The organism is Enterobacter sp. 296B2 (genome assembly GCF_034106185.1).
Taxonomy (GTDB): Bacteria; Pseudomonadota; Gammaproteobacteria; order Enterobacterales; family Enterobacteriaceae; genus Enterobacter; species Enterobacter cloacae_N.
Map to the genome: position 1 here is coordinate 85,749 of NZ_JAWNCA010000001.1, position 25,651 is coordinate 111,399.

The 25,651-nt window shown below is 57.1% G+C and carries 24 protein-coding genes; 8 read left to right on the forward strand and 16 right to left on the reverse strand.

Features of this window, described 5'->3' with window-relative positions; translation table 11 throughout:
* Positions 1-9: 9 nt before the first annotated feature.
* The 3 genes from urtA to URZ40_RS00445 all read right to left on the reverse strand — a co-directional run bounded on the left by urtA (position 10) and on the right by URZ40_RS00445 (position 3,157).
* On the reverse strand, positions 10-1,281 hold the full coding sequence (urtA, locus tag URZ40_RS00435) for an urea ABC transporter substrate-binding protein (RefSeq protein WP_116339951.1): 1,272 nt from the start codon (positions 1,279-1,281) through the stop codon (positions 10-12).
* A 202-nt stretch (positions 1,282-1,483) separates the two neighbouring features.
* On the reverse strand, positions 1,484-2,587 hold the full coding sequence (locus tag URZ40_RS00440) for a cobalamin-independent methionine synthase II family protein (RefSeq protein WP_192982362.1): 1,104 nt from the start codon (positions 2,585-2,587) through the stop codon (positions 1,484-1,486).
* 156 nt (positions 2,588-2,743) lie between these two features.
* Positions 2,744-3,157: a rhodanese-like domain-containing protein gene (locus URZ40_RS00445; protein WP_163329350.1), complete on the reverse strand. Its 414-nt coding sequence runs from the start codon at positions 3,155-3,157 to the stop codon at positions 2,744-2,746.
* Between the two features lie 73 nt (positions 3,158-3,230).
* Between URZ40_RS00445 and ftrA the strand changes: the two genes are divergently transcribed.
* Positions 3,231-4,238 (forward strand): transcriptional regulator FtrA, encoded by a 1,008-nt coding sequence (gene ftrA, locus URZ40_RS00450; RefSeq protein ID WP_320719556.1) that lies wholly within the window; start codon positions 3,231-3,233, stop codon positions 4,236-4,238.
* A 41-nt stretch (positions 4,239-4,279) separates the two neighbouring features.
* Complete coding sequence (locus URZ40_RS00455) at positions 4,280-4,816, forward strand: dihydrofolate reductase family protein (protein ID WP_316379122.1); 537 nt, start codon at positions 4,280-4,282, stop codon at positions 4,814-4,816.
* A gap of 173 nt (positions 4,817-4,989) precedes the next feature.
* Here the strand turns inward: URZ40_RS00455 and URZ40_RS00460 are convergent, their stop codons facing one another.
* Positions 4,990-5,352 carry a hypothetical protein gene (locus URZ40_RS00460; RefSeq protein WP_166711126.1) on the reverse strand — a complete coding sequence of 121 codons (363 nt, stop codon included), beginning with the start codon at positions 5,350-5,352 and terminating at the stop codon, positions 4,990-4,992.
* A 243-nt stretch (positions 5,353-5,595) separates the two neighbouring features.
* Here URZ40_RS00460 and URZ40_RS00465 point away from each other — a divergent pair, with 243 nt between their 5' ends.
* Complete coding sequence (locus URZ40_RS00465; RefSeq protein ID WP_116341124.1) at positions 5,596-5,826, forward strand: DUF2554 family protein; 231 nt, start codon at positions 5,596-5,598, stop codon at positions 5,824-5,826.
* Here the strand turns inward: URZ40_RS00465 and URZ40_RS00470 are convergent, their stop codons facing one another.
* Together URZ40_RS00470 and URZ40_RS00475 are read right to left on the reverse strand one after the other, a co-directional pair.
* Positions 5,827-7,791 carry a U32 family peptidase gene (locus URZ40_RS00470; protein WP_116339960.1) on the reverse strand — a complete coding sequence of 655 codons (1,965 nt, stop codon included), beginning with the start codon at positions 7,789-7,791 and terminating at the stop codon, positions 5,827-5,829.
* An 80-nt stretch (positions 7,792-7,871) separates the two neighbouring features.
* Positions 7,872-8,399, reverse strand: coding sequence for an XRE family transcriptional regulator (locus URZ40_RS00475; RefSeq protein ID WP_320719557.1), 528 nt, complete (start codon positions 8,397-8,399; stop codon positions 7,872-7,874).
* A 92-nt stretch (positions 8,400-8,491) separates the two neighbouring features.
* Here URZ40_RS00475 and URZ40_RS00480 point away from each other — a divergent pair, with 92 nt between their 5' ends.
* Entirely contained in the window at positions 8,492-9,658 is a 1,167-nt protein-coding gene (locus URZ40_RS00480; protein ID WP_320719558.1) for a benzoate/H(+) symporter BenE family transporter, read from the forward strand.
* On the opposite strand, the gene URZ40_RS00485 is transcribed toward URZ40_RS00480, so the two are convergent.
* Entirely contained in the window at positions 9,638-10,510 is an 873-nt protein-coding gene (locus tag URZ40_RS00485) for a helix-turn-helix transcriptional regulator (protein ID WP_116339966.1), read from the reverse strand. The genes URZ40_RS00480 and URZ40_RS00485 overlap by 21 nt on opposite strands.
* Before the next feature lie 174 nt (positions 10,511-10,684).
* On the opposite strand from URZ40_RS00485, the gene URZ40_RS00490 reads away from it, so the two are divergent.
* Positions 10,685-11,581 carry a DMT family transporter gene (locus URZ40_RS00490; RefSeq protein ID WP_320719559.1) on the forward strand — a complete coding sequence of 299 codons (897 nt, stop codon included), beginning with the start codon at positions 10,685-10,687 and terminating at the stop codon, positions 11,579-11,581.
* A gap of 33 nt (positions 11,582-11,614) precedes the next feature.
* On the opposite strand, the gene URZ40_RS00495 is transcribed toward URZ40_RS00490, so the two are convergent.
* Both URZ40_RS00495 and URZ40_RS00500 read right to left on the reverse strand, forming a co-directional pair.
* A complete protein-coding gene (locus tag URZ40_RS00495) occupies positions 11,615-12,289 on the reverse strand; it encodes a DUF3313 domain-containing protein (protein WP_302218459.1) in 675 nt (224 codons plus the stop codon).
* A 135-nt stretch (positions 12,290-12,424) separates the two neighbouring features.
* Complete coding sequence (locus tag URZ40_RS00500; RefSeq protein ID WP_233003558.1) at positions 12,425-14,020, reverse strand: ABC transporter substrate-binding protein; 1,596 nt, start codon at positions 14,018-14,020, stop codon at positions 12,425-12,427.
* Positions 14,021-14,131: 111 nt separating this feature from the next.
* Between URZ40_RS00500 and pepT the strand changes: the two genes are divergently transcribed.
* Positions 14,132-15,361 (forward strand): peptidase T, encoded by a 1,230-nt coding sequence (gene pepT, locus URZ40_RS00505; protein WP_320719560.1) that lies wholly within the window; start codon positions 14,132-14,134, stop codon positions 15,359-15,361.
* Here pepT and tehB read toward each other — a convergent pair.
* Positions 15,358-15,951, reverse strand: coding sequence for a tellurite resistance methyltransferase TehB (tehB, locus tag URZ40_RS00510; RefSeq protein ID WP_163329331.1), 594 nt, complete (start codon positions 15,949-15,951; stop codon positions 15,358-15,360). The two genes, pepT and tehB, sit on opposite strands and share 4 nt — an antisense overlap.
* A 134-nt stretch (positions 15,952-16,085) precedes the next feature.
* Between tehB and ydcK the strand changes: the two genes are divergently transcribed.
* The gene (gene ydcK / locus URZ40_RS00515; RefSeq protein ID WP_116339979.1) at positions 16,086-17,066 is read left to right on the forward strand and encodes a YdcK family protein; all 981 of its coding nucleotides are present in this window, start codon (positions 16,086-16,088) and stop codon (positions 17,064-17,066) included.
* Here ydcK and rimL read toward each other — a convergent pair.
* From rimL to URZ40_RS00535, 4 genes are all read right to left on the reverse strand, one after another.
* A complete protein-coding gene (rimL, locus tag URZ40_RS00520) occupies positions 17,061-17,609 on the reverse strand; it encodes a 50S ribosomal protein L7/L12-serine acetyltransferase (protein ID WP_316379115.1) in 549 nt (182 codons plus the stop codon). The genes ydcK and rimL overlap by 6 nt on opposite strands.
* Before the next feature lie 45 nt (positions 17,610-17,654).
* On the reverse strand, positions 17,655-19,310 hold the full coding sequence (locus URZ40_RS00525; protein WP_116339984.1) for a glucan biosynthesis protein D: 1,656 nt from the start codon (positions 19,308-19,310) through the stop codon (positions 17,655-17,657).
* Between the two features lie 242 nt (positions 19,311-19,552).
* On the reverse strand, positions 19,553-20,326 hold the full coding sequence (locus URZ40_RS00530) for a transporter substrate-binding domain-containing protein (protein WP_023330389.1): 774 nt from the start codon (positions 20,324-20,326) through the stop codon (positions 19,553-19,555).
* Between the two features lie 155 nt (positions 20,327-20,481).
* Positions 20,482-21,651: a pyridoxal phosphate-dependent aminotransferase gene (locus URZ40_RS00535; RefSeq protein ID WP_163329325.1), complete on the reverse strand. Its 1,170-nt coding sequence runs from the start codon at positions 21,649-21,651 to the stop codon at positions 20,482-20,484.
* A 114-nt stretch (positions 21,652-21,765) separates the two neighbouring features.
* Between URZ40_RS00535 and URZ40_RS00540 the strand changes: the two genes are divergently transcribed.
* On the forward strand, positions 21,766-22,608 hold the full coding sequence (locus tag URZ40_RS00540; protein ID WP_320719561.1) for a LysR family transcriptional regulator: 843 nt from the start codon (positions 21,766-21,768) through the stop codon (positions 22,606-22,608).
* Here the strand turns inward: URZ40_RS00540 and URZ40_RS00545 are convergent.
* Positions 22,595-24,100 carry a carboxylesterase/lipase family protein gene (locus URZ40_RS00545; protein WP_320719562.1) on the reverse strand — a complete coding sequence of 502 codons (1,506 nt, stop codon included), beginning with the start codon at positions 24,098-24,100 and terminating at the stop codon, positions 22,595-22,597. The two genes, URZ40_RS00540 and URZ40_RS00545, sit on opposite strands and share 14 nt — an antisense overlap.
* A 43-nt stretch (positions 24,101-24,143) precedes the next feature.
* On the reverse strand, positions 24,144-25,487 hold the full coding sequence (locus URZ40_RS00550) for a VOC family protein (protein WP_116339994.1): 1,344 nt from the start codon (positions 25,485-25,487) through the stop codon (positions 24,144-24,146).
* Between the last annotated feature and the right edge of the window lie 164 nt (positions 25,488-25,651).

The following is a 25,651-nucleotide window of genomic DNA, read 5'->3' on the forward strand; positions in this document are numbered from 1 at the left end:
GGTGAAGGCTTAGTTGCTGGCGGTTTTCATCGGCTGGTCGGGCTTTTTGTCATTCCCGTCGATGAACGGGCTCCACGGCTGGGCACGTACCGGCTGCTCCGTCTGCCAGACCACGTTGAACTGGCCGTTGCCTTCGATTTCACCGATCATGACCGGCTTATGCAGATGATGGTTGGTGGCATCCATGGTGAGCGTAAAGCCTGAAGGCGCCTTAAACGACTGACCGGCCATCGCCGCACGCACCTTATCCACGTCGGTGGTGCCCGCTTTTTCCACCGCCTGCGCCCACATATGAATCCCCACGTAAGTAGCTTCCATCGGGTCGTTGGTCACTACGGTATCGGCGTTCGGCAGCTTGTGCGCTTTGGCATAGGCTTTGTAATCCGCGACGAAGGCCTGGTTGGTCGGGTTATCCACGGATTCAAAGTAGTTCCACGCCGCGAGGTTGCCGACCAGCGGTTTGGTGTCGATCCCGCGCAGCTCTTCTTCACCTACGGAGAACGCCACCACCGGGACGTCGGTCGCCTTCAGTCCCTGGTTAGCCAGCTCTTTGTAGAACGGCACGTTGGAATCGCCGTTGATGGTCGAGACCACGGCGGTTTTGCCGCCTGCGGAGAATTTCTTGATGTTGGCGACGATGGTCTGGTAGTCGCTATGACCAAACGGGGTGTAAACCTCTTCGATGTCCTTATCCGCCACCCCTTTCGAATGCAGGAACGCGCGCAGGATCTTGTTGGTGGTGCGCGGGTAAACGTAGTCGGTCCCCAGCAGGAAGAAGCGTTTTGCCCCGCCGCCGTCTTCGCTCATCAGGTATTCCACCGCCGGAATGGCCTGCTGGTTCGGCGCTGCGCCGGTATAGAAGACGTTTGGCGACATCTCTTCGCCCTCATACTGCACCGGATAGAACAACAGGCCGTTCAGCTCTTCGAAGACCGGCAGCACCGATTTACGCGAAACCGACGTCCAGCAGCCGAACACTACCGCCACTTTATCCTGGCTCAACAGCTGACGCGCCTTCTCGGCAAACAGCGGCCAGTTCGAGGCCGGATCCACCACCACCGGCTCCAGTTTCTTACCCAGCACGCCGCCTTTGGCGTTGATCTCATCGATGGTCATCAGCGCGACGTCTTTCAGCGGGGTTTCGGAGATGGCCATCGTGCCGGACAGAGAATGCATGATCCCCACTTTGATGGTATCGGCGGCCTGCACGCCAAAACTCATTCCCATCGCCGCGACGGACGCGGATAACGCAAAGGCTTTTAATAAGGTACGACGCTGCATATTTTCACTCCTGAAAAAGAACGCTGTGCGAAAACGTCCGTTACGGCATGGACGCGGAAATAAAGGTGTCAGCGAAGCAGGAGCAAAAAGGATGCCAGAATGAAAAATGCGCTATTACAGGAAACAGAGTGCAGGATGTAAAGAGAACGACTCAGAATGGCACAGCGCTGCACTTTTATAATGCAGCGCTGTGCCGGAAGGTTTACCAGACTTCGCTGGCAATCTGCGTGACCAGACGGACTTTATCCCACTGCTGGGTTTCGCTCAGGCTGTTGCCCTCTTCTGTCGAGGCAAAACCGCACTGCGGGCTGAGGCAAATCTGATCTTTCGCCACGTACTTCGCTGCCTCTTCCAGACGCGCCTTGACGCCTTCCGGGTTCTCCAGCTCACCGTTTTTCGTGGTGATCAGCCCCAGCACCACCTGCTGCTTGCCCGGACGAACGAAGCGCAGCGGCGCGAAATCCCCGCTGCGGTCGTTATCGTATTCGAGGAAAAAGGCGTCAACGTTAACCGTTCCGAACAGCACTTCCGCCACCGGCTCGTAGCCGCCTTCGGAAATCCAGGTGGAACGGAAGTTGCCGCGGCAGACGTGCAGCCCGATGGTCAGATCCTCCGGCTTGCCTTCCAGCGCCTTGTTCAGCACGCGGGCATAGATTTGCGCCAGCTCATCGGCATCATCGCCGCGCTCGCGGATCTGACGGCGCTGATCGTCCGAACAGAGATAAGCCCAGACGGTGTCGTCCAGCTGCAGGTAACGGCAGCCCGCGTCGTAGAATGCGCGGATGGCGTCGCGCCAGGTGGTCGCCAGGTCCTCGAAATAGTCGTTCAGATCCGGGTAAACCGTCGCGTCGATGTCTTTGCGCCCGCCGCGGAAATGGAGCACGCTTGGGCTGGGAATGGTCATCTTCGGCTGGGCATTGCCGCTGATGCTTTTCAGATAGCGGAAATCTTCCAGCATCGGGTGGTCGCCAAAGCCCAGCTTGCCGGTCACGCGCACGCCGTGGGCCTTGGTTTGTACTCCGTTGAACTGAATGCCCTGCTGTGAATCGTAACGCTCAACGCCCTGCAGACCGTCAAAGAAGTCGAAGTGCCACCAGGCACGGCGAAATTCACCGTCGGTCACTACATGCAGGCCGCACGCACACTGCTGCTCGACGACGTGGCGAATGGCCTCGTCCTCCACCGCACGAAGCTGTCCGGCATCAATTTCGCCGCTGGCGAACTTCAGGCGCGCCTGTTTAACGGCATCCGGACGTAAAAAGCTGCCGACTACGTCGGCGCGGTAAGGGGCGTGCTGTCGTTGCATGGAAATCTCCTCAGTCTGCCGGCGATAATTGCCGGCAGTGATAATTCATCATTTGAATATTTAGACTTCTGGATGTCTAAATGTCCAAAAAAGATGTCATACCTCACCGCTTCCGGCAAACGAGAAAATTTCACGGGTGTTGAAAAAAATTCATATTCACAGCGCGGCGACGGACGCCAGGCTGGCAAACGCGTAGTGCTCATCTTCCCAGCCGGTAATGCCGCCAAGCATGATTTTGACCGGTAGCCCGAGACGCGCCAGCTTCAACGCGGCTCGGTCAGCCCCGTTACAGTGGGGCCCCGCGCAGTAGACGACAAACAGCGTCCCTTCCGGCCATTGGGACATCCGCTCAGCGGTAATCTGGCTCCAGGGCATATGCAGTGCCCCCGGCACATGGCGACGGGCAAACTGTTCCGGGCTCCCCACCACGTGCAGCAGCACAAAGTCCTGCTCATTATTGGCGATGGCATGATGCACGTCGGCGCAGTCGGTTTCGACGCTCAGGCGACGCAGAAAATGGGTAACGGCTTCCTGCGGCTCGGCAGCCGGAAATTCAGTAACATAGCTCATGATCCTTCCTCATCTTTGGCGTTTGTGTTAACACTACTCTATCCACAAATTCAGCTCATGAATGCGCTTGCTTATGCCAGAAAACAGCAAAAAGATGACAAATTTAAGGCAGATTTCCCGCCCGCAGGTGGTGGTGCTGGCTTATGACGGACTGTGTACCTTCGAGTTTGGCGTCGCGGTGGAGATTTTTGGCCTGCCGCGTCCGGAACTGGGCGACGACTGGTATCGTTTTGCGGTGGCGAGCGTGGATAGCGGAGAACTGCGGGCGACCGGCGGGATCCGCATGGTTACTGATGGCGATTTGAGCCTGCTTGCGTCGGCAGATCTGATCGTGGTTCCCGGCTGGCGTGGGCTGGATGCACCGGTTCCGGACGCGCTCTGCGAGGCATTGCGCCAGGCCAGCGCGCGCGGATCCCAGCTGCTGTCCATCTGTTCGGGCGTGTTCGTGCTGGCCGCTACGGGGCTACTGAACGGCCGCAAGGCCACAACGCACTGGCGCTATATTGACGGGCTTAAGGCCCGCTACCCTGAAATCGAAGTGGTTGAGGACGTGCTCTACCAGGACGAGGGAGACATCCTGACCTCTGCGGGCAGCGCGGCAGGGATCGATCTCTGTCTGCACGTCGTCCGGCGGGATTACGGTATGGAAACCGCCAACAGCGTGGCGCGGCGGCTGGTGATCCCCCCTCACCGTGACGGTTCGCAGCCGCAGCAGCTGAGCCGCCCGGTGGCACAGCTGCGTGAGAGCCAGCGCCTGGGCCAGCTGTTTGACTATCTGCACCAGCATCTTATCGAGCCGCACAGCCTCGACTCGCTGGCGCGTCGGGTCGGTATGAGCCAGCGCACCTTCCTGCGCCGCTTCGAGGCGGCGACGGGGATGACGCCCGCACGCTGGCTGATCAATGAACGCCTGCTGAGAGCGAAAGATTATCTGGAAAGCAGTCGGTTGAGCATCGACAGCATTGCTGAACAGACCGGGTTCGGTCAGGCATCGACGCTGCGCCATCATTTTCGCCAGCAGTATGCGCTTTCGCCTGCCCAGTATCGTAAACAGTTTTCGCCCCCTGATGCTGGCCGCTAAACGGTCAGTCTTTTCGATTACGTTTGAATACGGAGCTCCTGATGGTCACCACACACGTTTTTATCGCTGTCAGTCTTGATGGCTACATCGCCAGAGAAAATGACGATATCGACTGGCTGCTGCAGCGCGATGACCCGACAGAAGATCATGGCTATGACGCATTCATCGCCGATAAAGAGTGGATCGTGATGGGCCGGGGTAGCTACGAAAAGGTGCTGACCTTTGACGCATGGCCTTATGACCGGCCCGTGCTGGTGCTCTCCCGACAGCTGGCCGGGACGCCCGTGCCCGAGGCGCTGAAGGGCAAAGTGCAGTTCTCACGCAACACGCCAAAAGAGGTTCTCGGCGATCTGGCGGCACAAAACGTAAATCGCGTCTATATCGATGGCGGGCAGGTGATACAGTCCTTCCTGCGCGAAGGGCTGGTCGCCGATATTGTTATCACTACCGTACCCGTGCTGCTCGGCTCAGGAAAACCGCTTTTTGGCACGCTGTCCCGGGATATTGATTTAACCCTGGTATCAAGCCGCAGCTTCCCTTCGGGACTGGTACAGTCACACTATCAGGTGAGATCATAGGGGCATGGCACAAGCGAGTTGGCAAAAAAAACCGCCATTTTCTGGCGGTAAATGCTTGCATGGATAGATTTGTATTTTGGTCTCTACGTCCCCGACACTCCATGGTCGGGCAGCGGATCTCGAACAAACTAACACCGGCTTCCTCAACGAAAGCTCAACAGCCTTATTAAGGATTAACTCGACCTGGTGTTGATTTGCAAATAGCGCATCAGACCCTGCTCAGCGCTCTGTTTTGCATCATCGTTAAGGGCTTCGAGATAAAACGATCGCGAGACACCATAGGGTGCTTTTTCAGAGGGATACACCGCGAACTGGAATGTTTTTCCCCCAGCCTGATGCGTGCAGTCTAATTCCCAGCGTTGTTCATTTACTTTTTTGCTATTACAGGCTACGCGTCCGTAGTCGCTGGTTAAATAGGAACCAACGCGGGTTTCTGCGGACTGAATATATTCTGGTTCGCCATTCTCGATATAGCGCAACCCTGCGGTAGCCCCTACGGCCGCCACAAGGAGCGCAAGCGCGATTATTTTTTTCATTAATTAAGACCCATTCCTTAGCCAGAGAACCTCTATTATATAGGATTATCCTTAAAGTAAACGTCTCTTTCAGTACCAGAACAGGTAGTTTACAACGCCACAATCATATTTAGGAAATTTCCTAAGACGAATTCCGATCCAACAGTATTTGACATTTTCTTTGCCGTACTTTGAATAAAAGAATAATAACACGAAGAAACGATCGGCATGCTTATTCCGCAATGTTATTCAGCGGTGAACACCATGCTAAAAAAAGGGTTATCTGTCGTCCTGCTTATTTGTGCTCTGTTTTCAGGCCAGCTTATGGCCGGGCACAAAGGCCATGAATACGTATGGGTAAAAAATGTTGAACATCAGCTGCGGCATGAGGCCGACAGCGACGAGTTACGCAGTGCGGCAGAAGAGTCGGCGGAGGGTTTGCGCGAACACCACCAGTGGCAGAAATCGCGCAAACCGGACACGCACGTAAGGTAGTTAACTGCCTTTACGCTTCGGCAGGGTTTTCATCAGATCGTCAGGGCTGACGGACGCGACGATGCTGCCCGGCGGCGGCATTTTGAAGATGTGGTTTTTCATCTTACCAATAACGTGCATTTCGCACGGACGGCAGTCAAACTTCAGGGTCAGAACTTCGTCGCCGTTAACCAGCTGCATGGGGGTCGCCTTCCAGCTCTTGATATTCCCTTTCGCCTGCTTAGGACACAAGTTAAAAGCAAAGCGGAGGCAGTGCTTGGTGATCATCACCGGCACATCGCCCTTCTCTTCGTGCGCTTCATAGGCTGCGTCGATCAACTGCACGCCGTGACGATGATAGAATTCACGCGCTTTGTGGTTGTAAACGTTCGCGAGGAAGGATAGATGGGTGTCCGGATACACGGGCGCAGGAACAGATTCGGCCTTACGGCTGCCGCGCGGATACTGGGCCAGACGCGCTGCATCCAGCATCTCTGCCGTTTCACGGCGGAACTGGTTAAGCAGGCTGTTCGGTACGAACAGCGCGTCCGGCAGATTAACCTCTATCGCGCGCGCGTAGTAAATTGTCTGGCCCAGCTTCGCCACGCCATCCTTCAGGCTGTTAAGCGCTTTTTCCGCGTTGTTTGCCACCTCGAACAGGCCGTCGAGCGTATGCGTCACGCTGATGCCGTCTTCACAGGTCATGGTCAGAATCAGCTGCTCTTCCCAGCCGCCCAGCTCAATATCCACCGCGATGCGACGCTCGCTGGAGGTTTTAAGCAGCGCCTGCTGCCAGTTATGATCCAGGTTACGGTTAAGCGCCGCGTTCGGCCTTGCCTTGTAGAGATCGGCGGGCATTTCATTCGGCCATACGCGGTAGCGGTTCTCCCCGGTTTTTTCGACCGTGTTGGCGCGGAAGCCCACGACCTCACGCTTAATCATCACGTTAAGGCCATCGCCGTTCGCCAGCGGTTCCGTCACTTCGACATCAAGGTGATCTTTCGCCACTTTCAGCACTTCACCAACCGGTAAGCCGATAAACTTCGGTGAGTCAAACGCGCCGATATCCCCTTTACGGGCATTCACGAAATAGTCCGTGCTGCCGCGGTGGAAGGTTTTGTCCGTCGACGGAACAAAGAAATGCTCGGTACGCCCGGCTGACGCGCGCGCCAGGTCACCGCGATCTTCAATGATGGCGTCGAGCATCTGGCGATAGTGCGCGGTGATGTTCTTTACGTAGCTCATATCTTTGTAGCGCCCTTCAATCTTGAAGGAACGCACGCCCGCGTCGATCAGCGCGCCCAGGTTAGCCGTCTGATCGTTATCCTTCATGGAGAGCAGGTGTTTTTCGAACGCCACGACGCGGCCCTGATCGTCTTTCAGGGTATACGGCAGACGGCAGGCCTGAGAGCAGTCGCCGCGGTTGGCGCTGCGGCCCGTCTGGGCGTGGGAAATGTTGCACTGGCCGGAATAGGCCACGCACAGCGCGCCGTGGATAAAGAATTCAATCGTCGCGTCCGTCGCCTGGTGAATATCGCGGATCTGATTAAGGTTCAGCTCGCGCGCCAGAACAATCTGCGAAAAGCCGACGTCGGAGAGAAACTTCGCCTTTTCTACCGTACGGATATCGCACTGGGTACTGGCGTGCAGCTCAATGGGCGGAATATCCAGCTCCAGAACGCCCATGTCCTGAACGATCAGGGCATCAACGCCGGTCTGGTAGAGATCGGTAATCAGACGCTGCGCGGGCTCCAGCTCATCATCATGAAGAATGGTGTTCAGGGTCACGAACACTTTCGCCCCGAAACGGTGGGCGAACGGCACCAGCTCGGCGATATCGCTCAGGCTGTTGCTGGCGTTATGGCGGGCACCGAAGCCAGGGCCGCCGATGTAGACGGCGTCAGCGCCGTGAAGGATTGCTTCACGGGCAATGGCGGCGTCGCGGGCCGGGCTTAAAAGTTCAAGATGATGGGATTGCAGGCGCATACTTCGTCGTTATCCGTTATGGTCAAAATGGCGGCTATTGTAGTCAGAAGTATGCGACAGCGAAACAGTTTTGCGTAGCCTCAGCGGGGATAATGGATCAGAGAGTGAAAATGCACCGGCCGGTCGGTGCTGTTGCGGTAGGCGTGTGCTTTATCGCCGGCAAAACGAACGCCAGAATCGGCATAAACCGTCTGCCACTCCCCGTCGATGTTCATCTCCAGCTCGCCGTCAACCACCACCACGTGTTCGATCACCCCCGCCTCGTGCGGCGTGGACTCGCTCAGGGCGCCCGGTGCCAGCGTGATGGAGAAATGATCGAACCTGAGCGTCTCATCCCAGGGAAAGAGCGGTTTAACCACCATCGCCTGCTGCTGCGAATCAAACACCGCCGGCCTGTCCGCCTCGGGCGTGATGAACGCGGAAAACGGAACGTTCAGCCCGGTGGCAATTTTCCACAGCGTCGACACCGTCGGGCTGGACTCATTGCGCTCGATTTGCCCGAGCATCGCTTTCGACACGCCGGTTTCTTCCGCCAGCTTCGACAAACTCCAGCCGCGGGCCTGGCGCAGCGTTTTCAGCGTTGCTGCAAGATGTTGTGTAATGTCCATGCTCCCTCCTGATGGTGATGAGCATACCACTTGTACGCTATAACGCACAGTGTTACCTTATCGCGGACGTTATAACGCACAACGGAGTTCCCATGCGCCCTTCCTCTCATCTCGTACCAGCCGCACTGGCTGGATTTGTCTCGGTCCTGGTCGGTTACGCCAGTTCTGCAGCCATTATCTGGCAGGCCGCGGCAGCGGCGGGCGCCAGCGCGCAGCAGATCGCGGGCTGGATGACCGCGCTGGGGACAGGAATGGGCGTCAGCACCCTGGCGCTTTCCTGGTGGTATAAAGCCCCGGTGCTGACCGCCTGGTCTACGCCCGGCGCGGCGCTGCTCGCCACAAGCCTGCACGGCGTAACGCTGGCTGAGACGATCGGCGTGTTCATCTTCGCCAACGCGCTCATTTTACTCTGCGGCGTTACCGGGCTTTTTGCCCGTCTGATGAAGCTAATCCCCCATTCGCTTGCGGCCGCCATGCTGGCGGGCGTACTCCTGCAGTTTGGGCTGCATGCGTTTGCCCATCTGGACGGGCACTTTCTGCTGTGCGGAAGCATGATTGCGGCGTGGCTGGTAGCGAAAGCGCTGGCACCGCGGTATGCCATCGTCGTTACGCTGCTGGTGGGCGGGATCGTGGCGTGGGCCGGAGGTGACGTTGTCACCGATAAAATCACCCTCTCCCCCGTGATGCCTGAGTTTATTGCCCCCGCCTTTACCTTCACCAGTCTGGTAAGTATCGGTTTGCCTTTCTTTCTGGTGACCATGGCCTCGCAAAATGCGCCCGGTTTCGCGACGATGAAAGCGTCCGGCTATCCGCTGGCGGTCTCACCGATCATTATTTTTACGGGCGGGCTCGCGCTGCTGCTGTCCCCCTTCGGCGTCTTTTCCATCTGCATAGCCGCCATTACCGCCGCTATCTGTCAAAGCCCGGATGCCCACCCGGATGCCGCTAAACGCTGGCTGGCGGCCATCGCGGCTGGCGGGTTTTATCTGCTGGCGGGGGTGTTCGGCGGATCTATCACCGCGATAATGGCAGCACTGCCGCTCAGCTGGATCCAGACCCTTGCCGGTCTGGCGCTGCTGGGTACCATTAGCGGAAGTTTATATCAGGCGCTGAATCATGAAGCGGAGCGCGACGCGGCCATCGTCACGTTTTTGATGACCGCGAGCGGCGTTACGATCCTCGGCATCGGTTCGGCATTCTGGGGGCTGGTGCTGGGTGGGGTGTGCTACGCCCTGTTCTCACGCGCTCGCCGCGCGTAGCTGAGACGGCGTGATGCCCATGACGCTACGGAAACGGTTACTGAAGTGGCTGGCGGAGTTAAACCCGCAGGCCAGCGCGATATCGGTGAGCGGCGTCGAGGTATGCTGTACCAGGTTTTTCGCTTTTTCCATGCGCCTTTGCATGACGTACTGATGCGGCGCCAGCCCCGTCGACTGGCGGAACATGCGGGCAAAATGGTATTCGCTGAGGGCAGCCTGCGCCGCGAGCTCAGCCAGCGTCAGGGGCTGCCCGAGGTTTTCTTCAATGAAAGCCAGCACGTTGCGCAGAACAAACGGCGATAACCCGCCGGTAACGACCGGCAGCTTCCACTGAACGTTAGCGTAGTTTTGCAGCAGGTGGGTCAATAGCAGCGTGGAGGCCGTACTCAGGGTGAGCTGATTGGCCTGCTGCTGCCAGTCGCAGCCGAGAAGAAACTGGCGGTACAGCGCGGTGATCTTCGGGTCGCTGCCAAAAATGCGCTCGTCCAGCGTCAGCGACAGCGGCCGCTTGTCCCAGATTTTTTCGCCCACATCGCGCAGGTGTTCGTCGGTGCAGTAGAGATGGACAAAAGACAGGTCGTCGCGGATATCCCACGTCGATTCACTCTCTTTCGGCATTAAACAGAAACGATCCGGTCCCCCGCCGTTCTTCCAGCCGCCCGGCGTCTTTTGATAGCTCTCGTAACCGTCGGCGACGTACAGACTGAGGGTGTGATGGTTGCTCTTAACCGTTATCGTATCGCGCTTGTTGTACCACGCCGCCAGCTGAATGCCGGAATTCAGAGAAACGGTTTCCCGCAGGACCGCATTCTGCTGGCGTAGCGTTTCAAAGGTATCGTAAGCGTGAGACATAACCGTTAGCGCGTTATTGAGTGAACTGTCAGTCTAAGAACTGTTGTCCCCCGTTGCCAGCCCCCGGAAAAGAAAAAAGCGCAAGATTTTGCAAGTCTACCGCAAGCCGGTGAAAGTCCCCTGTCGCTCTCCGCGCCATACTGCGGGCTTCCGTGGTTTGAGAAGAGAAAAAATATGAACGCATTATTATACGGACTGGTGGTGATCATCTGGGGAACCACCTGGATTGCCATTTTCCTGCAGCAGGGTCCCGTGGCAGCCACGGTGTCAATTTTCTGGCGCTTCGCGGTGGCCAGCGCCACGATGATGGTGGTGTTACTTGCCCTGCGCCGCCTGCGCAAGCTGGCCCTGCGGGATCACCTGTTCTGCATGCTTCAGGGATGCTGCGTCTTCTGCTTTAACTTCTGGTGCTTCTATACCGCGGCCGCGCACATCAACACCGGGCTGGAATCGGTGATCTTCTCCATGGCGGTGCTCTACAACGCCATTAACTGTTTTATTTTCTTCGGACAGCGCCCGCCCGCGCGTTTCTGGACGGCGGCGGCGCTGGGTCTTGTGGGGATCGTGACCCTTTTCTGGGATGACCTGCTGGCCAGCGGCTGGAGCGTATCGCTTCTGACGGGCATTGGTCTTTCCGCCCTCGGCACGTATGGGTTCTCGCTGGGCAATATGATCAGCATGCGCCATCAGCGCAGAGGTCTGGAAACCATGACCACCAACGCCTGGGCGATGCTTTACGGCACGCTGGTGATGGGCGGCATTGCGCTTTGCAGAGGCGACAGTTTTACCCCGGAATGGACGGTCACCTACATGGGCGCGCTGCTCTATCTGGCCCTGTTCGGCTCGGTGATAGCCTTTGGCGCCTACTTCACGCTGGTGGGACGTATCGGCCCCGGGAAAGCGGCTTACAGTACGCTGCTCTTCCCGCTGGTGGCGCTCTCCATCTCAACGGTGTATGAAGGCTACGTCTGGCACATTAACGGTATCGTCGGGTTACTGCTGATTCTGGGCGGGAATATGGTGATGTTCACAAAACCAGAGACCTGGTTCAGGCGCTTGCGGACAGCATAAAAAAACGGCCTGCAAACTGCAGGCCGCTTACTGTTATTTCGCTGTTTTATGCACGTCGAACATGGTGGCATCCGTCGCCATGTCATCAACAACCTGCTTCAGCGTGGCAAAGGTCATTGGCGTACTTTCGTTGGTCAGCTCTTTACCTTCGCCTTTACGAACCACCTTCATCACCGGTTTGTTGGTGGCCGCATCGATCAGCTCACCTTCAAAGAAGAGATGCGTATCCATGGTGCGATGGCCGGTTGCCATCTGCGTCCCCGCAACCACCAGCGCGACCGGCACCACTTCATAGAACTGCAGACCCTCTTTCTGCGAACTCACCCCGGTGATTGCACCGCGGAAAATCAGGCTGTGTTTACCCGGCGTGCTCACAATCGGCTTACGGGTACCAATCGCCGTTTTCATTTTGTTATTGGTGTAATTCAACAGCTCATCAAGCGTTCTTTTACCAATCTGCGTGGTTGGCTTAGGCGCAGGATAATAGGTAATCGGCGTCCAGATAATACTGTCGTAATTGGCTTCGTTGTAGGAAGGATCGACCCAACGCAGCGTGGGTTTACCCGTCGCAGAGGTCGTCTGCTGCAGGCCGGAGTAATCTTTTAAAAAGCCTGAATATTGTTCTGGCGCGGCGACTTTTGAAGAACAGCCCGCCAGTGCCAACAGACCCGTAAGCACTGCAACTTTAAAAAAAGTTTGAGGACGCATGATAGTTTTCCATGTTATCTGCAAGTATGCATTTGAAGTTATAGCAAAAGTCTGGTGGGATTGTTGTGACAAAAAATGATGCGGACAGCACAAATTGCGAAAAGAGTGCCCGGCAGCGTACCGGGCAGTGAAAAATTACTGATTAATATCCACCTGCCAGAATAAATGCTTGCCAAACGGATCGATTTCGTAGCCTGTCACCTCTTTGCGCACCGGTTCGAAGATCGTTGAATGCGCAATCATGACCGCCGGCATCTGGTCATGCATGATTTGCTGCGCCTCTTTGTACAGCGCCACGCGTTTATCGCGATCGGTTATCGATTTTGCCTCGGCGATGATCTTATCAAACGGCTTGTAGCACCACTTCGCCGAATTCGAACCGCCGTTTGCCGAGGTGCAGGTAAAGAGCGGACCAAAGAAGTTATCCGGGTCGCCCGTTGCGGTCGTCCAGCCCATCAGCGCGGCCTGATGTTCACCGCCCTTCACGCGCTTGAGATATTCGCCCCATTCGTAGGTGACAATTTTGGTCTGCACCCCCACCTTCGCCCAGTCGGCCTGAATCATCTCCGCCATCCGTCTGGCGTTCGGGTTATAGGGCCGCTGGACGGGCATCGCCCACAGGTCGATACTCATGCCGCTGGCCAGGCCGGCCTCTTTCAGCAACGCTTTCGCTTTTTCAGGATCGTAATCGTAATCCTTCAGTTCGCTGTCAGCGCTCCAGACGCCCGGCGGCAGCAGGTTTTTCGCGGCGGTTCCGGTACCGTGGAACACCGCGTCGATAATGGCCGGTTTATTGATCGCCATCGCCAGCGCCTGGCGAACCTTCACGTTATCCAGCGGCGGCTTTTGGGTGTTAAACGCCAGGAAACCGGTGTTCAGCCCGGCTTTGCTCATCAGGTTGATATCTTTGTTCGCCTTCATGCGCGGCAGGTCCGCCGGGTTCGGGAACGGCATCACCTGACATTCGTTTTTCTCAATTTTGGCAAAACGCACGGAGGGATCCGGGGTGATGGTGAAGACCAGCCTGTCCAGCTTCGATTTTCCCTGCCAGTAGTCGGCAAATGCCGTGAACAGAATGCGGGAATCCTTCTGATACTGCGCCAGCTTAAACGGCCCGGTGCCGATCGGCTGCATATCCACCTTCTCCGGCGTGCCCGCTTTCAGCATCGCATCGGCATATTCCGCGGAGAGGATCGAGGCAAAATACCATGCCAGGTCGGCGACAAACGGCGCTTCCGGGTGTGCCAGGGTAAAGCGCACGGTATGGTCATCAACTTTGTCAATGGCGGTAATCAGACTACCAAACTCCAGGCTTTCGAAGTTGGAATAGCTGCCGTTAGAGACATTGTGATACGGATGATTCACGTCCTTCTGGCGCATAAACGAGAAGATCACGTCATCGGCGTTAAAGTCACGGGTCGGCGTGAAGAATTTATTGCTCTGGAACTTCACGCCCTGACGCAGATGGAAGGTGTAAACCTTTCCGTCGTCGCTCACCTCCCAGCGCTCAGCCAGGCTCGGCACCAGCTCCGTGGTGCCGGGTTTGAAATCGACCAGCCGGTTATAGACCGGCACGGCGCTGGCGTCCACGCTGGTGCCCGAGGTGTATAACTGAGGATTAAAGTTTTCCGGTGACCCTTCGGAGCAATACACCAGCGTTTTCGCGGCTACGGTAGAACTGACCGTGAGCGCAGCGAGTGCCAGCGTTAACATTGTGCGTTTGCTTGTCATCATTTATTCCTGTCTTTTTAATTCGACGGCTAATTAATTCTTTTGCCATTTCATAAATAACATTAAAGTGAAGTGGCAAACACCTGAAAAATAAATAAGGAAGAAAACACTATGGGCTCGCCGCTTTCCAGACAATTAACGCACCGTTTTTTCCGCTATCTTGCGATTACCAGCCAGAGCGATCCGAAAGTAAAAACTCTGCCCTCAACCCCGGGCCAGCACGACATGGCGCGAGAACTGGCGCAGGAGCTGGCGCAGCTGGGTTTAGACGACATCGTGATTGACGAGTTCGCTACCGTGACGGCGGTAAAAAAAGGCAACGTGCCCGGCGCGCCGCGCATTGGCTTTATTACCCATATTGATACCGTTGACGTGGGTTTATCACCGAATATTCATCCGCAAATATTAACATTTACCGGTGAAGATCTCTGTCTGAATAAAGAAAAAGAGATCTGGCTGCGGGTGAAAGAGCATCCTGAAATTCTGGCTTACCCTAATGAAGAGATTATTTTCAGCGATGGTACCAGCGTATTGGGCGCAGATAATAAAGCGGCGGTAACCGTGGTGATGACCGTACTGGAAAACCTCACCGCTGAGCATCAGCATGGCGACATTGTGGTCGCGTTTGTGCCTGATGAAGAGATCGGCCTGAACGGTGCAAAGGCGCTGGATCTTAAGCGCTTCGACGTCGACTTTGCCTGGACCATCGACTGCTGCGAGCTGGGGGAAATTGTCTACGAGAACTTTAATGCGGCAGCCGCTGAGATCCGCTTCACCGGCGTGACGGCGCATCCGATGTCCGCCAAAGGTGTACTGGTGAACCCGTTATTGATGGCGACCGATTTCATCAGCCATTTCGACCGCCAGCAAACGCCAGAGTGCACCGAGGGTCGCGAGGGCTACATCTGGTTTAACGGCATTCAGGCCGGACAGAACGACGCCGTGCTAAAGGCCAACATTCGTGATTTTGATAAAGCCGGCTTTGCCGCCCGCAAGCAGCAGATCGCGGACGTCGCCGCGCTGATTGCCGCCCAGCACCCGACGGCGAAGGTCGACTTTAGCATTGAAGATACCTACAGCAACATCAGCAATGCGATTGGTGAAGACCGGCGCGCCATCGACCTGATGTTTGAGGCGATGGAATCGCTCGGCATCACCCCAAAACCGATCCCTATGCGCGGCGGCACCGACGGCGCGGCGCTCTCGGCAAAAGGGGTACTCACCCCGAACTTCTTCACCGGCGCGCATAACTTCCACTCGAAGTTTGAATTTCTGCCGCTGTCGTCGTTCGAGGCGTCTTACAACACTGCCCTGCAGATCTGCCTGCTGGCCGCCCGTTAGGCGGGCTTGCGCGCCAGCATGGTGGCAAAGCGCAGCTTGATGCGGTTGCCGTTTTCATCGGTGCGGTGCAGCTCGCCAACCTCTTCGTTGTATTTGAGCAGCTCCCAGCCTTCATAGTAGTTGCTCAGTTCACCGCTTTTGAACGCAAACGGGAAGCCAACGGTGCACGGATAATCTGCCGTATCCATGGCGGCAACGATCAGGTTGTAGCCGCCAGGTTTAGTGCAACGCTGCATGTTGGCGATAAGGCCCGGGATGGTTTTCGCCTCAAGGAACATCAGCACCACGGTGGAAAGAATAAAGTCGTACTCGCCGTCAAAGCTCAGGCTGTTAAGATCTTTGACGGCGGTATGAAGATTCTCAATCCCTTCTGCCGCCTTGATGCGCTCGATGTTATCAACGCTCATCGGGTTTTTATCCCAGGCGGTCACCTCGTGGCCGTTGGCCGCCAGGTAAAGGCTGTTGCGGCCATTACCGCAGCCCAGATCCAGCGTCTTACCGGGCTTTACAATCCCCGCGCTGTACAGCACTTCTGAATGCGTGCGGGTGAGTCCATATTTCTCTGTGAAGTAATTCTCATCGACGGTCATTGTTTTTCCTGCGTTCTCATAAATTGAAAGTGCATTTTACATGCCATTTTAAGGCGTTTACCGTCTGGTTGCCAGCCGTTCGAAAATCGAAAAATTTGCTACGTTTAGTGAAGATGCTTATCAGAGACTTGAAGATGAACAAATATCGCCTTAGCGACGAGACCCGCCTCTGGCAATGGAAAAACGGCGAAACACCCCACTCAACGACGCTGCGGCAGGTTATCGCCACGGTAGATTTTAGCGACGTGACGGCCGGCACGAAAGGCGGTTGGGTTGACGATGAGCGTGCCCTGTCCCAGGAGGGAGACTGCTGGATCTACGATGAAAACAGCGTGGTGTTTGCCGGTGCAACCGTGTCCGGCAACGCGCGCCTGACCCTGCCGTGTACCGTCAGCCACGACGCGCATATCGGCGGTAACTGCTGGCTGGACGCAGCAGAGGTCAGCCACGGGGCGCGAATAAGTGACAACGTCACCGTTCAGCACTCCTGCGTGCGTGGCGAATGCCATCTCTTCGGCGACGCGCGCGTCCTGCACAACAGCGTCATCATAGGTGCCAAAGGCCTCACGCCGGACCACGACCAGATCCTGCAAATATACGACAGGGCGACGGTAAGCCGGTCGCGCATTGTGCATCAGGCACAAATTTACGGCGAGGCGATGGTGAATAACGCGTTTGTTGAGCACCGCGCCGAAGTGTTCGACTGCGCGATCCTCGAAGGTAACGAACTCAACAACGTCTGGGTGTGCGACTGCGCCAAAGTGTACGGCAACGCCCGGGTAATTGCCGGCTTTGATGACGATGCCATCCCGACGGTGCGCTACAGCTCGCAGATTGCGGAGAACGCCGTGGTGGAAGGAAACTGTGTCATCAAGCACCACGTCCTGATCGGCGGCCAGGCCTGGCTGCGCGGCGGGCCAATCATGCTGGATGATAAAGTGGTGATTCAGGGACGCGCGCGGATCAGCGGCGACGTGCTGATTGAGCATCGGGTTGAAATTACCGACGATGCGGTGATTGAAGCCTTTGCTGGTGAGAGCATTCATCTGCGCGGTGAAAAGGTGATCAACGGCGACCAGCGCATCACCCGTACGCCGCTGCTGGGGGCGCTATAGGGTATAAATTTTGCCGTAGATGTTCACATCGTCATAGGCGCCATTCAGGTATTCCGCTTCCCGCAGGCACCCTTCCAGCGTAAAACCGTTGCGCAGGGCCACGCTGTTGCTCTGCTGATTCGCCACCCGACACTTGATCACAAAACGGCGGATCTCACCGCGCTCAGCGTAGTAGCGCATAAACGCCTGCAGCGACTGCGAGAGGATCCCCTGCCCCTGATGTGCTTCATCCAGCCAGTAGCCGATGTACCCGGCTTTGTTGGCTGGCTCAATCGCATTGAACGACAGTACGCCGACCAGCGCATCCTCCCTGAAGATCAAAAACATTTTGGCGTAGCCGCGCTGGTGCAGCATCTGGTTACTCTGCACGTTGCGTCGGGTATCGTCCTCGCTGCCCACGTGCTGCGCCCAGTCAAAAGCGGTTTGCAGAAAGGCTCTGTTTTTGACGACGAGGTTATGCAGTTCGGCGGTATAGCGCTCTTCGACGGCGCGAAGCTCGAGAGCGTCAGATACGGGAATAGTTTCGGATTGTGTTGCGGTCATTGCCCCTCACCCTAACCCTCTCCCGGAGGGAGAGGGAATCGATCGTTAACGCATTACCCGGTCATCAACGTAATGACGTTTATCCGGCGCTGGCGGGAAATACTGATACAGCCAGGTTTCGCTGATGGCATCGCCCTGGCAGCGCAGGAACAGGCGCATATCCACCGGTTCGGTAGAGTCAGAGGTTGGGTACCAGTCAAACAGAATGCGATAGCCGTCAAACGGTTCAACGTAAAGGATTTCAACCTGCTTTGCTTCACCACTGGAGAGCGTAATCACCGGCTCGATGCCCTTCGGTGCGGCGGCCTTCAGGTCGCCGCCGACGAAGTCGATAGCAAAGCGACGGGCCCACACTTTCGGGTAATTTTCGCCCGGCGCCCAACCTTCCGGGAAACCGCCCATGCCGGTGCGGGTCGCGTAGACGTTCGCCAGCGGGGAGCGCACCGGCGGCTGTGCGCTCCAGTACAGACGATATTTGAAGTCCAGCTCGGCGCCCGCTTTCACCGGTTTTTCCGGCTGCCAGAAGCAGACCACATTATCCAGCGTTTCACCGGTGGTCGGGATCTCCATCAGCGCGATGGATCCTTTACCCCAGTCGTTGCGCGGTTCAACCCACAGGCTCGGGCGCTTGTTATACCAGCCCATCACGTCCTGATAGTGCGAGAAATCGCGATCGAGCTGCAGCAGCCCGAACCCTTTCGGGTTTTTGTCGAGGTAGGCATTGAACTGCAGCTTCTGCGGGTTATTCAGCGGACGGCAGATCCACTCCCCGTTGCCGCGCCACATGGCCAGGCGGTCAGAGTCGTGGATTTGCGGGTGAATGGTGTCGCACATGCGGCGTTCGTTATTGCCGCAGCTGAACATGCTGGTCATTGGCGCGATGCCGAGCTGCTTGATGTCCTTACGCGCGTAGAGATGGTTTTCCACCTCCATGATCACCTGGCTTTTTTCGCAGTGGATCACGAATTTATAGGCACCGGTGATGCTCGGGCTGTCCAGCAGCGTGTAGACGGTAAAGGTAGTGTCGCCCGGCTTAACGGTTTCAAACCAGAAAGAGGTAAAGTCCGGGAACTCTTCCGGCGTGTCGGTAAAGGTATCTACCGCCAGACCGCGGGCGGAAAGGCCGTACTGGTAGGTGTCATCCACCGCGCGGAAATAGCTCGCCCCCAGGAAAGAGACAATATCGCGACGCGCCAGCTCTGGCGCTTTAAAGGCGCGGAAGCCCGCAAAGCCGAGATCGCTTTGCCCTTCCAGCTGTTTGGTATCCACACCCGTTTCGCCGTAGCTGAACAGCTCAGGACGGAAGTGGATCTCGCGCGCCATCGAGGTCGACTGGTCCAGCGAGAACATCCGCACGCGGCGGCGGAACCCCATTCCCATATGGAAGAACTGCACGTCCAGCTGACGCCCTTCAATGTTGTTCCACAGTGACTGCTTTTCATCGTAGCGGATGGCGTTGTACGCCTGCGGCGTCATGGTCGCCAGCGTCTCCGGCAGCGGACGCGGCGCACCCCCCCACGGGGTTTTCGCCAGGTCATGCGCCATGGATTGCAGTACGGAGAAGTCAAAACGACGGCTCTGGCCGTCAGCAATGTCAGAGTCGGCCGCGTATGCCGCTTTGGAAAACAGGGAAGCAAGGCCAGAGGTACCGCTCAGGGCTGCCACTGCCAGCGAGCCTTTTAGAAAACGTCTGCGATTCATGCCTGGAAAAACGTCCTTATGGTCGTGTGAATGTGTTTCGCGCTCGGCGAAATGACGGCAAGAAAGAACGCACAGCCTAAACAAAAATGGTTAAGAATCCAATTGTTGGCTGGTGATTATCTGAACAAAGTGAGAAATATTTTCTGTCGACCAGAACGGCCCGAAAGTGGTGTAAAGAAAGCCTGGAAAATGTGTATAAAAATGCCCCGTCAGGACATCAGCTGACGGGGCAAATGAGGCGGTTATTTTACGCTGACATCGATACCCGGGAAGTACTTATCAGCGAGTTTAGCGATCGTGCCGTCGGCACGTACTTTATCAATCGCGGCATCAAGCTGCTTTTTGGTGGCCTCGTCCCCTTTACGCAGCCCAAAACCGATCCCACTGCCGAGGATAGTGTCGTCAGACACCGGTTTGCCGATGAAGCCAAACCCTTTCCCCTGCGGCTTGCTGAGGAAACCTGCCTGCCCGGCCGCGGACATGACCAGCGAGGCGTCGATACGGCCATTCAGCAGATCGCCCCAGGCCATATTCTGATCTTTATAAGACACCACGGTGACACCCTGCTTTTCCCAGTGCTCTTTGGCATAGGTTTCCTGGATGGAGCCCTGCAGCACGCCGATGGTTTTCCCCTTCAGCCCTTCAGGCGTCGCCTCAACCGCCGTCCCGGCCTTGCCGACCAGCTGAGACGGAATACGGTAGATCGGCTGGGTGAAATCAATGCTCTTGCGGCGCTGTTCGGTGATATTCATCGCCGAGTTGATGGCGTCAAACTTCTTCGCCACCAGCCCCGGGATCAGCGCGTCAAACGAGGTTTCCACCCAACTGCACTTCAGCGCAGCCGCTTTGCAGATGGCGTTACCCAGCTCAACGTCAAACCCTTCAAGCTCGCCTGAGGCATTGCGGCTCTCAAACGGCGGGTACTCCGCTTCCAGACCGTATCGCAACTCGGTGGCAGCGAAGGACGAAAAGGTACACAGCAATCCCATGCCGACAACTAACGCGCGTAATTTCATTTCAAACTCCTCAGAGCCTATCCCAGTAGGCGTAATTGTTGAAGACAGTTTGGTACCAGACAGCGCACAGAAACCGGAACGTACATGTAGTACGTGAGGATTTCGAGCACTGCCCGGTGCCAAAATGGCGAATAAAATAGCCTAATGGGATAGGCTCAGCGTGGTTTAACCCGACACAGGGCTTGAGCACCTGCCCGTAACGTCGCCTCATCTTTCGCAAAAGAGAGACGAATCAATTTATTATCCGTGCCGTCCGCATAAAACGCCGACAGCGGAATGGTGGCAACACCGTATTCAACGATCAGCCGTTTCACCAGCTCGCTGTCCCGCTCGTCGCTGAACCGGCTGTAGTCCGCCAGCATAAAGAACGATCCGGCGCTCGGCAGCAGGGTAAACGGCGAATCGGCCAGCAGGCCGTGCAGCAGATCGCGCTTGCGCTGGTAAAACGCCGACAGCGACAGCCAGGTTTGCGGATCGGTCATGTGTTCTGCAAACGCGTGCTGCATTGGCGTATCGGCAGAGAACATCAAAAATTGATGGACTTTACATATCTCGTCCATCAGCTCTGCGGGTGCCACACAATAACCCACGCGCCAGCCGGTGACGTGATAGGTTTTTCCGAAAGAAGAAATAATCACGCTGCGTTCCGCCAGCTGCGGGTGCGTGGCCATCCCGTGGTGCGGTTCTCCATCGAACACGACGTGTTCGTACACTTCGTCAGACAAAATAATGATGTCGGTATTGCGCGTCAGCGCCGCCAGCTGCTGCAGGTCATTGGCCGTGAAGACCTGGCCGCTCGGGTTGTGCGGCGTATTGATGATGATCATGCGCGTGCGCGGGGTGATGGCGGCACGGACCTCGTCCCAGTTGACGGCAAAATCCGGGACCGTGAGCTTGATGGCGACAGGCGTTGCCCCCTGCAGGCGAACAATGGGCGCATAGCTGTCAAACGACGGCTCAAAGTAGATCACCTCATCGCCCGGGTGCACCAGCCCGCTTATCGCTGAATAGAGCCCTTCGCTGGCACTGGCGGTCACCAGCACCTCGCTGGCAGGGTCATACTGCGTGCCGTAGAGGGCGGCAATTTTATCAACAATACGTTCCTTGAGCGGCTGCAAGCCGGTCATTGCCGCATACTGGTTATGCCCTGCCTCCATCGCGCGGGTGACGCCGGCGATCAGCTTCGGGTCGCAGGAAAAATTCGGCGCGCCCTGAGAAAGGTTAATGGCATTATGCTGGGCCGAAAGCTGGCCAATAACGGTAAAAATGGTGGTTCCCACGTCTGGCAGCTTGGAGCGCGTTTGCACCGGCGTTCGTAAAGTCATCCTCTTTCCCTTCTCATGGACATTGCATAACTATTCAAACAACAAGTGCGTTGCCGGGACAATCGAATTGTTGTCATAATAACCATGAGAAAAATGCATAGCTGAGGTGTTTTCATGTCGCGCCGTTCGCTCCCGCTCAATGCCATCGACGCATTTTTAGTCACCGCGCGTCACCTGAATCTGACCCACGCCGCCGCAGAGTTGTGTCTGACGCAGGGGGCCGTGAGCCGCAAGATTTCTTCTCTTGAGACGTGGTTTGGTTTTCCGCTCTTTGAGCGCCACGCGCGCGGGCTGCGCCTCTCGCCCCATGGCAGCGCACTGCTGCCTGAGCTGCAGTCCGCTTTCGGGCAGCTGCTGACCGTAGCCGACCAGGCTCGCAGCCTGCACACGGTGATCCGGCTTAAGGCGCCTACCTGCGCCATGCGCTGGCTGGTGCCGCGTCTGCTGGAGGTAGAGCGCGAGCAGCCGGACCTGCAGATCGCGCTCACCACCACCACCGATCATAACGTCAATTTCAAAACCGAATCTTACGATGCGGCCATCGTCTTCGGCACGCACATGAGCGCAGGCGATCTGCTGTTCGAAGAGGCGCTAACCCCGGTATTCAGCCCCGTCAGGGCGGGTGCCGCACTGGGTTCGCTGACGTTTCTGCACCCGACAAGGGATAAGACAGACTGGTCACTGTGGCTGGCGAATCAGGAAGGTCCGGGCTTTGCTATGCACAAAAATCAACACTTCGATACGATGGATCTCGCCATCACCGCCGCCATTCAGGGGCTTGGTGTTGCCATCGCCGACGAAACGCTGGTGGCAGAAGATGTCCGCGCCGGAAGGCTGATGCGCCCCTATGAAGCAAGTGTAAAAACCGGCGCGAGCTACCGGCTGGTGCTGCGCGCAACGCCTTGTCAGGAAAATGGTCTGTCGGCGTTTCGCGCCTGTTTGCTTAATCGAGGCTGACGTGGTGCTTCATCACGCGTTTGAAGAGGCTCATGCGGGCGCGCATAAAGCGGTTTTCAAGCCTGAAACCTGCATGTTTATTCACGCCAATACGTAACAGCACGTCCCGCCCTTTGCGGCAGGCTGGCCAGCGCGTCGGCCCGTGAAGGCAGTCATGCGTTCCGGCATCGCGCGCAAAGCTTACCCAGTAATCAGCCACCTGGGCGGCAAACTGTAGATCCCGCTCATTGACATACTGACGTGAAGGCTCCACCTGGCCGAGGGTATCGAAGACATAGGGAACTTCGTTGCCGTGCCAGGCGCCGTTGATATACGTGCCATGTTCCGCTTCGGCCACATAGTCAAACCAGTAACGCCAGCAAAGCCCGCCGACGCGCTGCTGGGCCTGCATCACCACGTAGCCCATGGTGGTGAAGGCCATGTCGCGGCATACCTGCCTGCCGAGCTCCTCATCGCCCTTCACGCCCGGATAAAGCAGCTTGATGAGCCCCAGACCGAAGCGGCGCTCCCGGCGAAGCTTCTGGATTTGCCCGGCGAGGTCGACCCCAAACACCGCCATCACGCTGGCTTCATCGCTGTTGGAGCCAATCATCACCGGCACGGGATGCTGGCGGGCGGCGAAAAAGACGTCCAGCATCGCCTCCGGCAGAACGCAATCCCCGAAGATGGGCGCCGGGGCGACGTTCAGCGGCGCGGTCAGCGGCCAGAACGCCTCGGGCGGAATGGCGCGCAGCTGCTCTGCCGTCGCGTTCTCCAGACCAAAATGGGCGGCCAGCGCTTCCCCTTTTTGCAGGGCCTGCTCGCGCGGCGTGTCCGGCAAGGTGTATCCGCTTTGCACTATCGCCTTATGGAACAATCCTGCTGCCAGCGGCGAGGCCAGCAGAGAAAGCACGCTGCGCGCGCCGGCGGATTCGCCAAACAGGGTGACGTTATTGGGGTCGCCGCCAAACGCGGCGATATTCTCCCTCACCCATTCGAGCGCGGCGATCTGGTCCAGCAGGGCAAAATTATGCACCACCCGCTCTTCTTCCCCCTCCAGCGCGGGATGGGCGAAAAAGCCGAGATGGCCGAGACGGTAGTTAATCGTGACGACAACCACCCCGCGTGATGCCAGGGCTTTGCCGTTGTACGGCGGCAGGCCACCGGCGCCGATCGTAAACCCGCCCCCGTGCAGCCAGACCATGACAGGCAGCGGCCCGGTACGGTCAACGGGGGACCAGACGTTAAGATAGAGGCAATCTTCAGAAAACTGGCCGGGATCGCCCCCGCCCAGCTCCTGACAATATTCACTGCTTTGCCAGCTTGAGGGCGAAAAGGCGGTGGCTTCACGCACGCCGTCCCAGCGTTCCGGAGGCCGCGGCGAGCGCCAGCGCCACTCGCCAACGGGCGGCGCGGCATAGGGAATACCGCACCAGCGGTGAACGTTTTCATCGGTTAAACCAGACAGTGCGCCCTGGCGCGTTTCAACCACAGGGGCGGAAGGATTTTGCATAACAACCTTATTTTTTCCATCACACCCCTGAAGATTAACGATTTCAGAGCAAACCGCAACGCTGTTTGCTGCGCGTTTCCGCCTCCTCGTAGAGCGTAAACTCGTCATACACCGGGCAGCCGAGCGCGGCTTCAAACGCATTGCGGCTGGCATTACCGTGGCTGCGGGCCTGGGTTTCGTTCCCGAGATTGGACTGGAAAATCCCCGCCGCGCTGACCGGGAGGAAATCCTCGTAGGTGATCGGCTGAGCAACCACCCACCCGCGCTCGATCAGCGGTTGCGGATCGTCTCCCGGACGAAACGCGTGGCGATGGGCTTCTCCCGCCGGGGTCAGGCGATAGCGAAAATAGGCAAGCTCCTGACGGCGCAGGAACATTTCGCTGTCCGGGAAGGCGCTGAAAATCTCCTGCAAATGCAGCTGGTGCGTGAGGTTATCTTTACCGGTTCCGGCCTGGGCCAGCAGGCTATCGTACAGTTCCCGGCCTTTCGGAGTCAGCGCCACGCCGCGCTGTTCAATTTCACCGAAGCGCGCGGTGTGGGTGCCTTTGTGTTCACCGGCGAAAAGCACCGGCTCTTCCAGCGCCTTGAAGCTGGTCTGACGCAGCAGGATCGGCACTTCACGACGCGGCGGCCCTTCGATCAGAATTTTTGGCTCAATGCCATACTTCGGCATCAGCTCCTGCACACGGTCAATGTCCAGCGTGCGCGGCGTGAGGTGGTTGATATGGCACCCGGGGAAGCAGACCACGTCGGCAATCAGACGGTGCTCGTGACTCAACGCCAGGTAGGTCTCCTGGTCGACCGTTGCATGACGGTGCCAGCGGAAGGTTTCTAACGCTTCCTGTACAAACTCGTGCGCCTGCGTTTCGGTAAAGCCCCCTTCCAACTCGTGGAGATCAATAAGTTCCAGACAGCGTGGCGTAAAGATGTTTCGGTGAGAGAGAATTTCTGCCGCCCGCTCGCGTAACGCCAGGTTTTCAATCAGCTCAAGGCGCAGCAGAGAGGTAAAGATACGAAACGGATTGCGGCACAGCGCCGCATCATCAACCGGACGAAACGCCGTAGAGTGGACCGGTACCCCCGCCTGGGAGAGATCGTAATAGCTGACCGGATACATGCCCATAATGGCAAACATACGGCGCAGGGTGGAAAGCTCTTGTGCCGTCCCGACGCGGATCGCCCCGTGACGCTCCACGTTAAGGCGCGCCAGCTCGTCGGCATTCGCCAGTTGTTCATGTAAGAGTGGGTTATTTTCCAGAACCGCCAGGTTTACGTCCGCAACCAGTTCAAGCAACGTGCCGTACTGCGGAACTTCCTGCTGGTACATCGCCGACATAGCCTGCGAAAAATGTTCCCGAATATCATCAGCCGTGATGGTGTTCGCCATGATGTCATGCCTCCAGTGAATATTACCTGGAGTGTAGAGAAACCCGTTCCTTCCGGGGGGAAGAATTTCTGATTTGTGATCTTAAGACGACAGTGGTCAAACCGTGTGCTACCGGTCGCTGACGCTCCCTGCCGAAACGCGCTTTTCGCCTCGTCATCTTTTTC

Excerpts from the sequence above, each read along its gene's own strand:
- urtA (WP_116339951.1), bottom strand. The coding sequence starts at position 1,281 with ATGCAGCGTCGTACCTTATTAAAAGCCTTTGCGTTATCCGCGTCCGTC.
- URZ40_RS00440 (WP_192982362.1), bottom strand. The coding sequence starts at position 2,587 with ATGCAACGACAGCACGCCCCTTACCGCGCCGACGTAGTCGGCAGCTTT.
- URZ40_RS00445 (WP_163329350.1), bottom strand. The coding sequence starts at position 3,157 with ATGAGCTATGTTACTGAATTTCCGGCTGCCGAGCCGCAGGAAGCCGTT.
- ftrA (WP_320719556.1), top strand. The coding sequence starts at position 3,231 with ATGCCAGAAAACAGCAAAAAGATGACAAATTTAAGGCAGATTTCCCGC.
- URZ40_RS00455 (WP_316379122.1), top strand. The coding sequence starts at position 4,280 with ATGGTCACCACACACGTTTTTATCGCTGTCAGTCTTGATGGCTACATC.
- URZ40_RS00460 (WP_166711126.1), bottom strand. The coding sequence starts at position 5,352 with ATGAAAAAAATAATCGCGCTTGCGCTCCTTGTGGCGGCCGTAGGGGCT.
- URZ40_RS00465 (WP_116341124.1), top strand. The coding sequence starts at position 5,596 with ATGCTAAAAAAAGGGTTATCTGTCGTCCTGCTTATTTGTGCTCTGTTT.
- URZ40_RS00470 (WP_116339960.1), bottom strand. The coding sequence starts at position 7,791 with ATGCGCCTGCAATCCCATCATCTTGAACTTTTAAGCCCGGCCCGCGAC.
- URZ40_RS00475 (WP_320719557.1), bottom strand. The coding sequence starts at position 8,399 with ATGGACATTACACAACATCTTGCAGCAACGCTGAAAACGCTGCGCCAG.
- URZ40_RS00480 (WP_320719558.1), top strand. The coding sequence starts at position 8,492 with ATGCGCCCTTCCTCTCATCTCGTACCAGCCGCACTGGCTGGATTTGTC.
- URZ40_RS00485 (WP_116339966.1), bottom strand. The coding sequence starts at position 10,510 with ATGTCTCACGCTTACGATACCTTTGAAACGCTACGCCAGCAGAATGCG.
- URZ40_RS00490 (WP_320719559.1), top strand. The coding sequence starts at position 10,685 with ATGAACGCATTATTATACGGACTGGTGGTGATCATCTGGGGAACCACC.
- URZ40_RS00495 (WP_302218459.1), bottom strand. The coding sequence starts at position 12,289 with ATGCGTCCTCAAACTTTTTTTAAAGTTGCAGTGCTTACGGGTCTGTTG.
- URZ40_RS00500 (WP_233003558.1), bottom strand. The coding sequence starts at position 14,020 with ATGACAAGCAAACGCACAATGTTAACGCTGGCACTCGCTGCGCTCACG.
- pepT (WP_320719560.1), top strand. The coding sequence starts at position 14,132 with ATGGGCTCGCCGCTTTCCAGACAATTAACGCACCGTTTTTTCCGCTAT.
- tehB (WP_163329331.1), bottom strand. The coding sequence starts at position 15,951 with ATGACCGTCGATGAGAATTACTTCACAGAGAAATATGGACTCACCCGC.
- ydcK (WP_116339979.1), top strand. The coding sequence starts at position 16,086 with ATGAACAAATATCGCCTTAGCGACGAGACCCGCCTCTGGCAATGGAAA.
- rimL (WP_316379115.1), bottom strand. The coding sequence starts at position 17,609 with ATGACCGCAACACAATCCGAAACTATTCCCGTATCTGACGCTCTCGAG.
- URZ40_RS00525 (WP_116339984.1), bottom strand. The coding sequence starts at position 19,310 with ATGAATCGCAGACGTTTTCTAAAAGGCTCGCTGGCAGTGGCAGCCCTG.
- URZ40_RS00530 (WP_023330389.1), bottom strand. The coding sequence starts at position 20,326 with ATGAAATTACGCGCGTTAGTTGTCGGCATGGGATTGCTGTGTACCTTT.
- URZ40_RS00535 (WP_163329325.1), bottom strand. The coding sequence starts at position 21,651 with ATGACTTTACGAACGCCGGTGCAAACGCGCTCCAAGCTGCCAGACGTG.
- URZ40_RS00540 (WP_320719561.1), top strand. The coding sequence starts at position 21,766 with ATGTCGCGCCGTTCGCTCCCGCTCAATGCCATCGACGCATTTTTAGTC.
- URZ40_RS00545 (WP_320719562.1), bottom strand. The coding sequence starts at position 24,100 with ATGCAAAATCCTTCCGCCCCTGTGGTTGAAACGCGCCAGGGCGCACTG.
- URZ40_RS00550 (WP_116339994.1), bottom strand. The coding sequence starts at position 25,487 with ATGGCGAACACCATCACGGCTGATGATATTCGGGAACATTTTTCGCAG.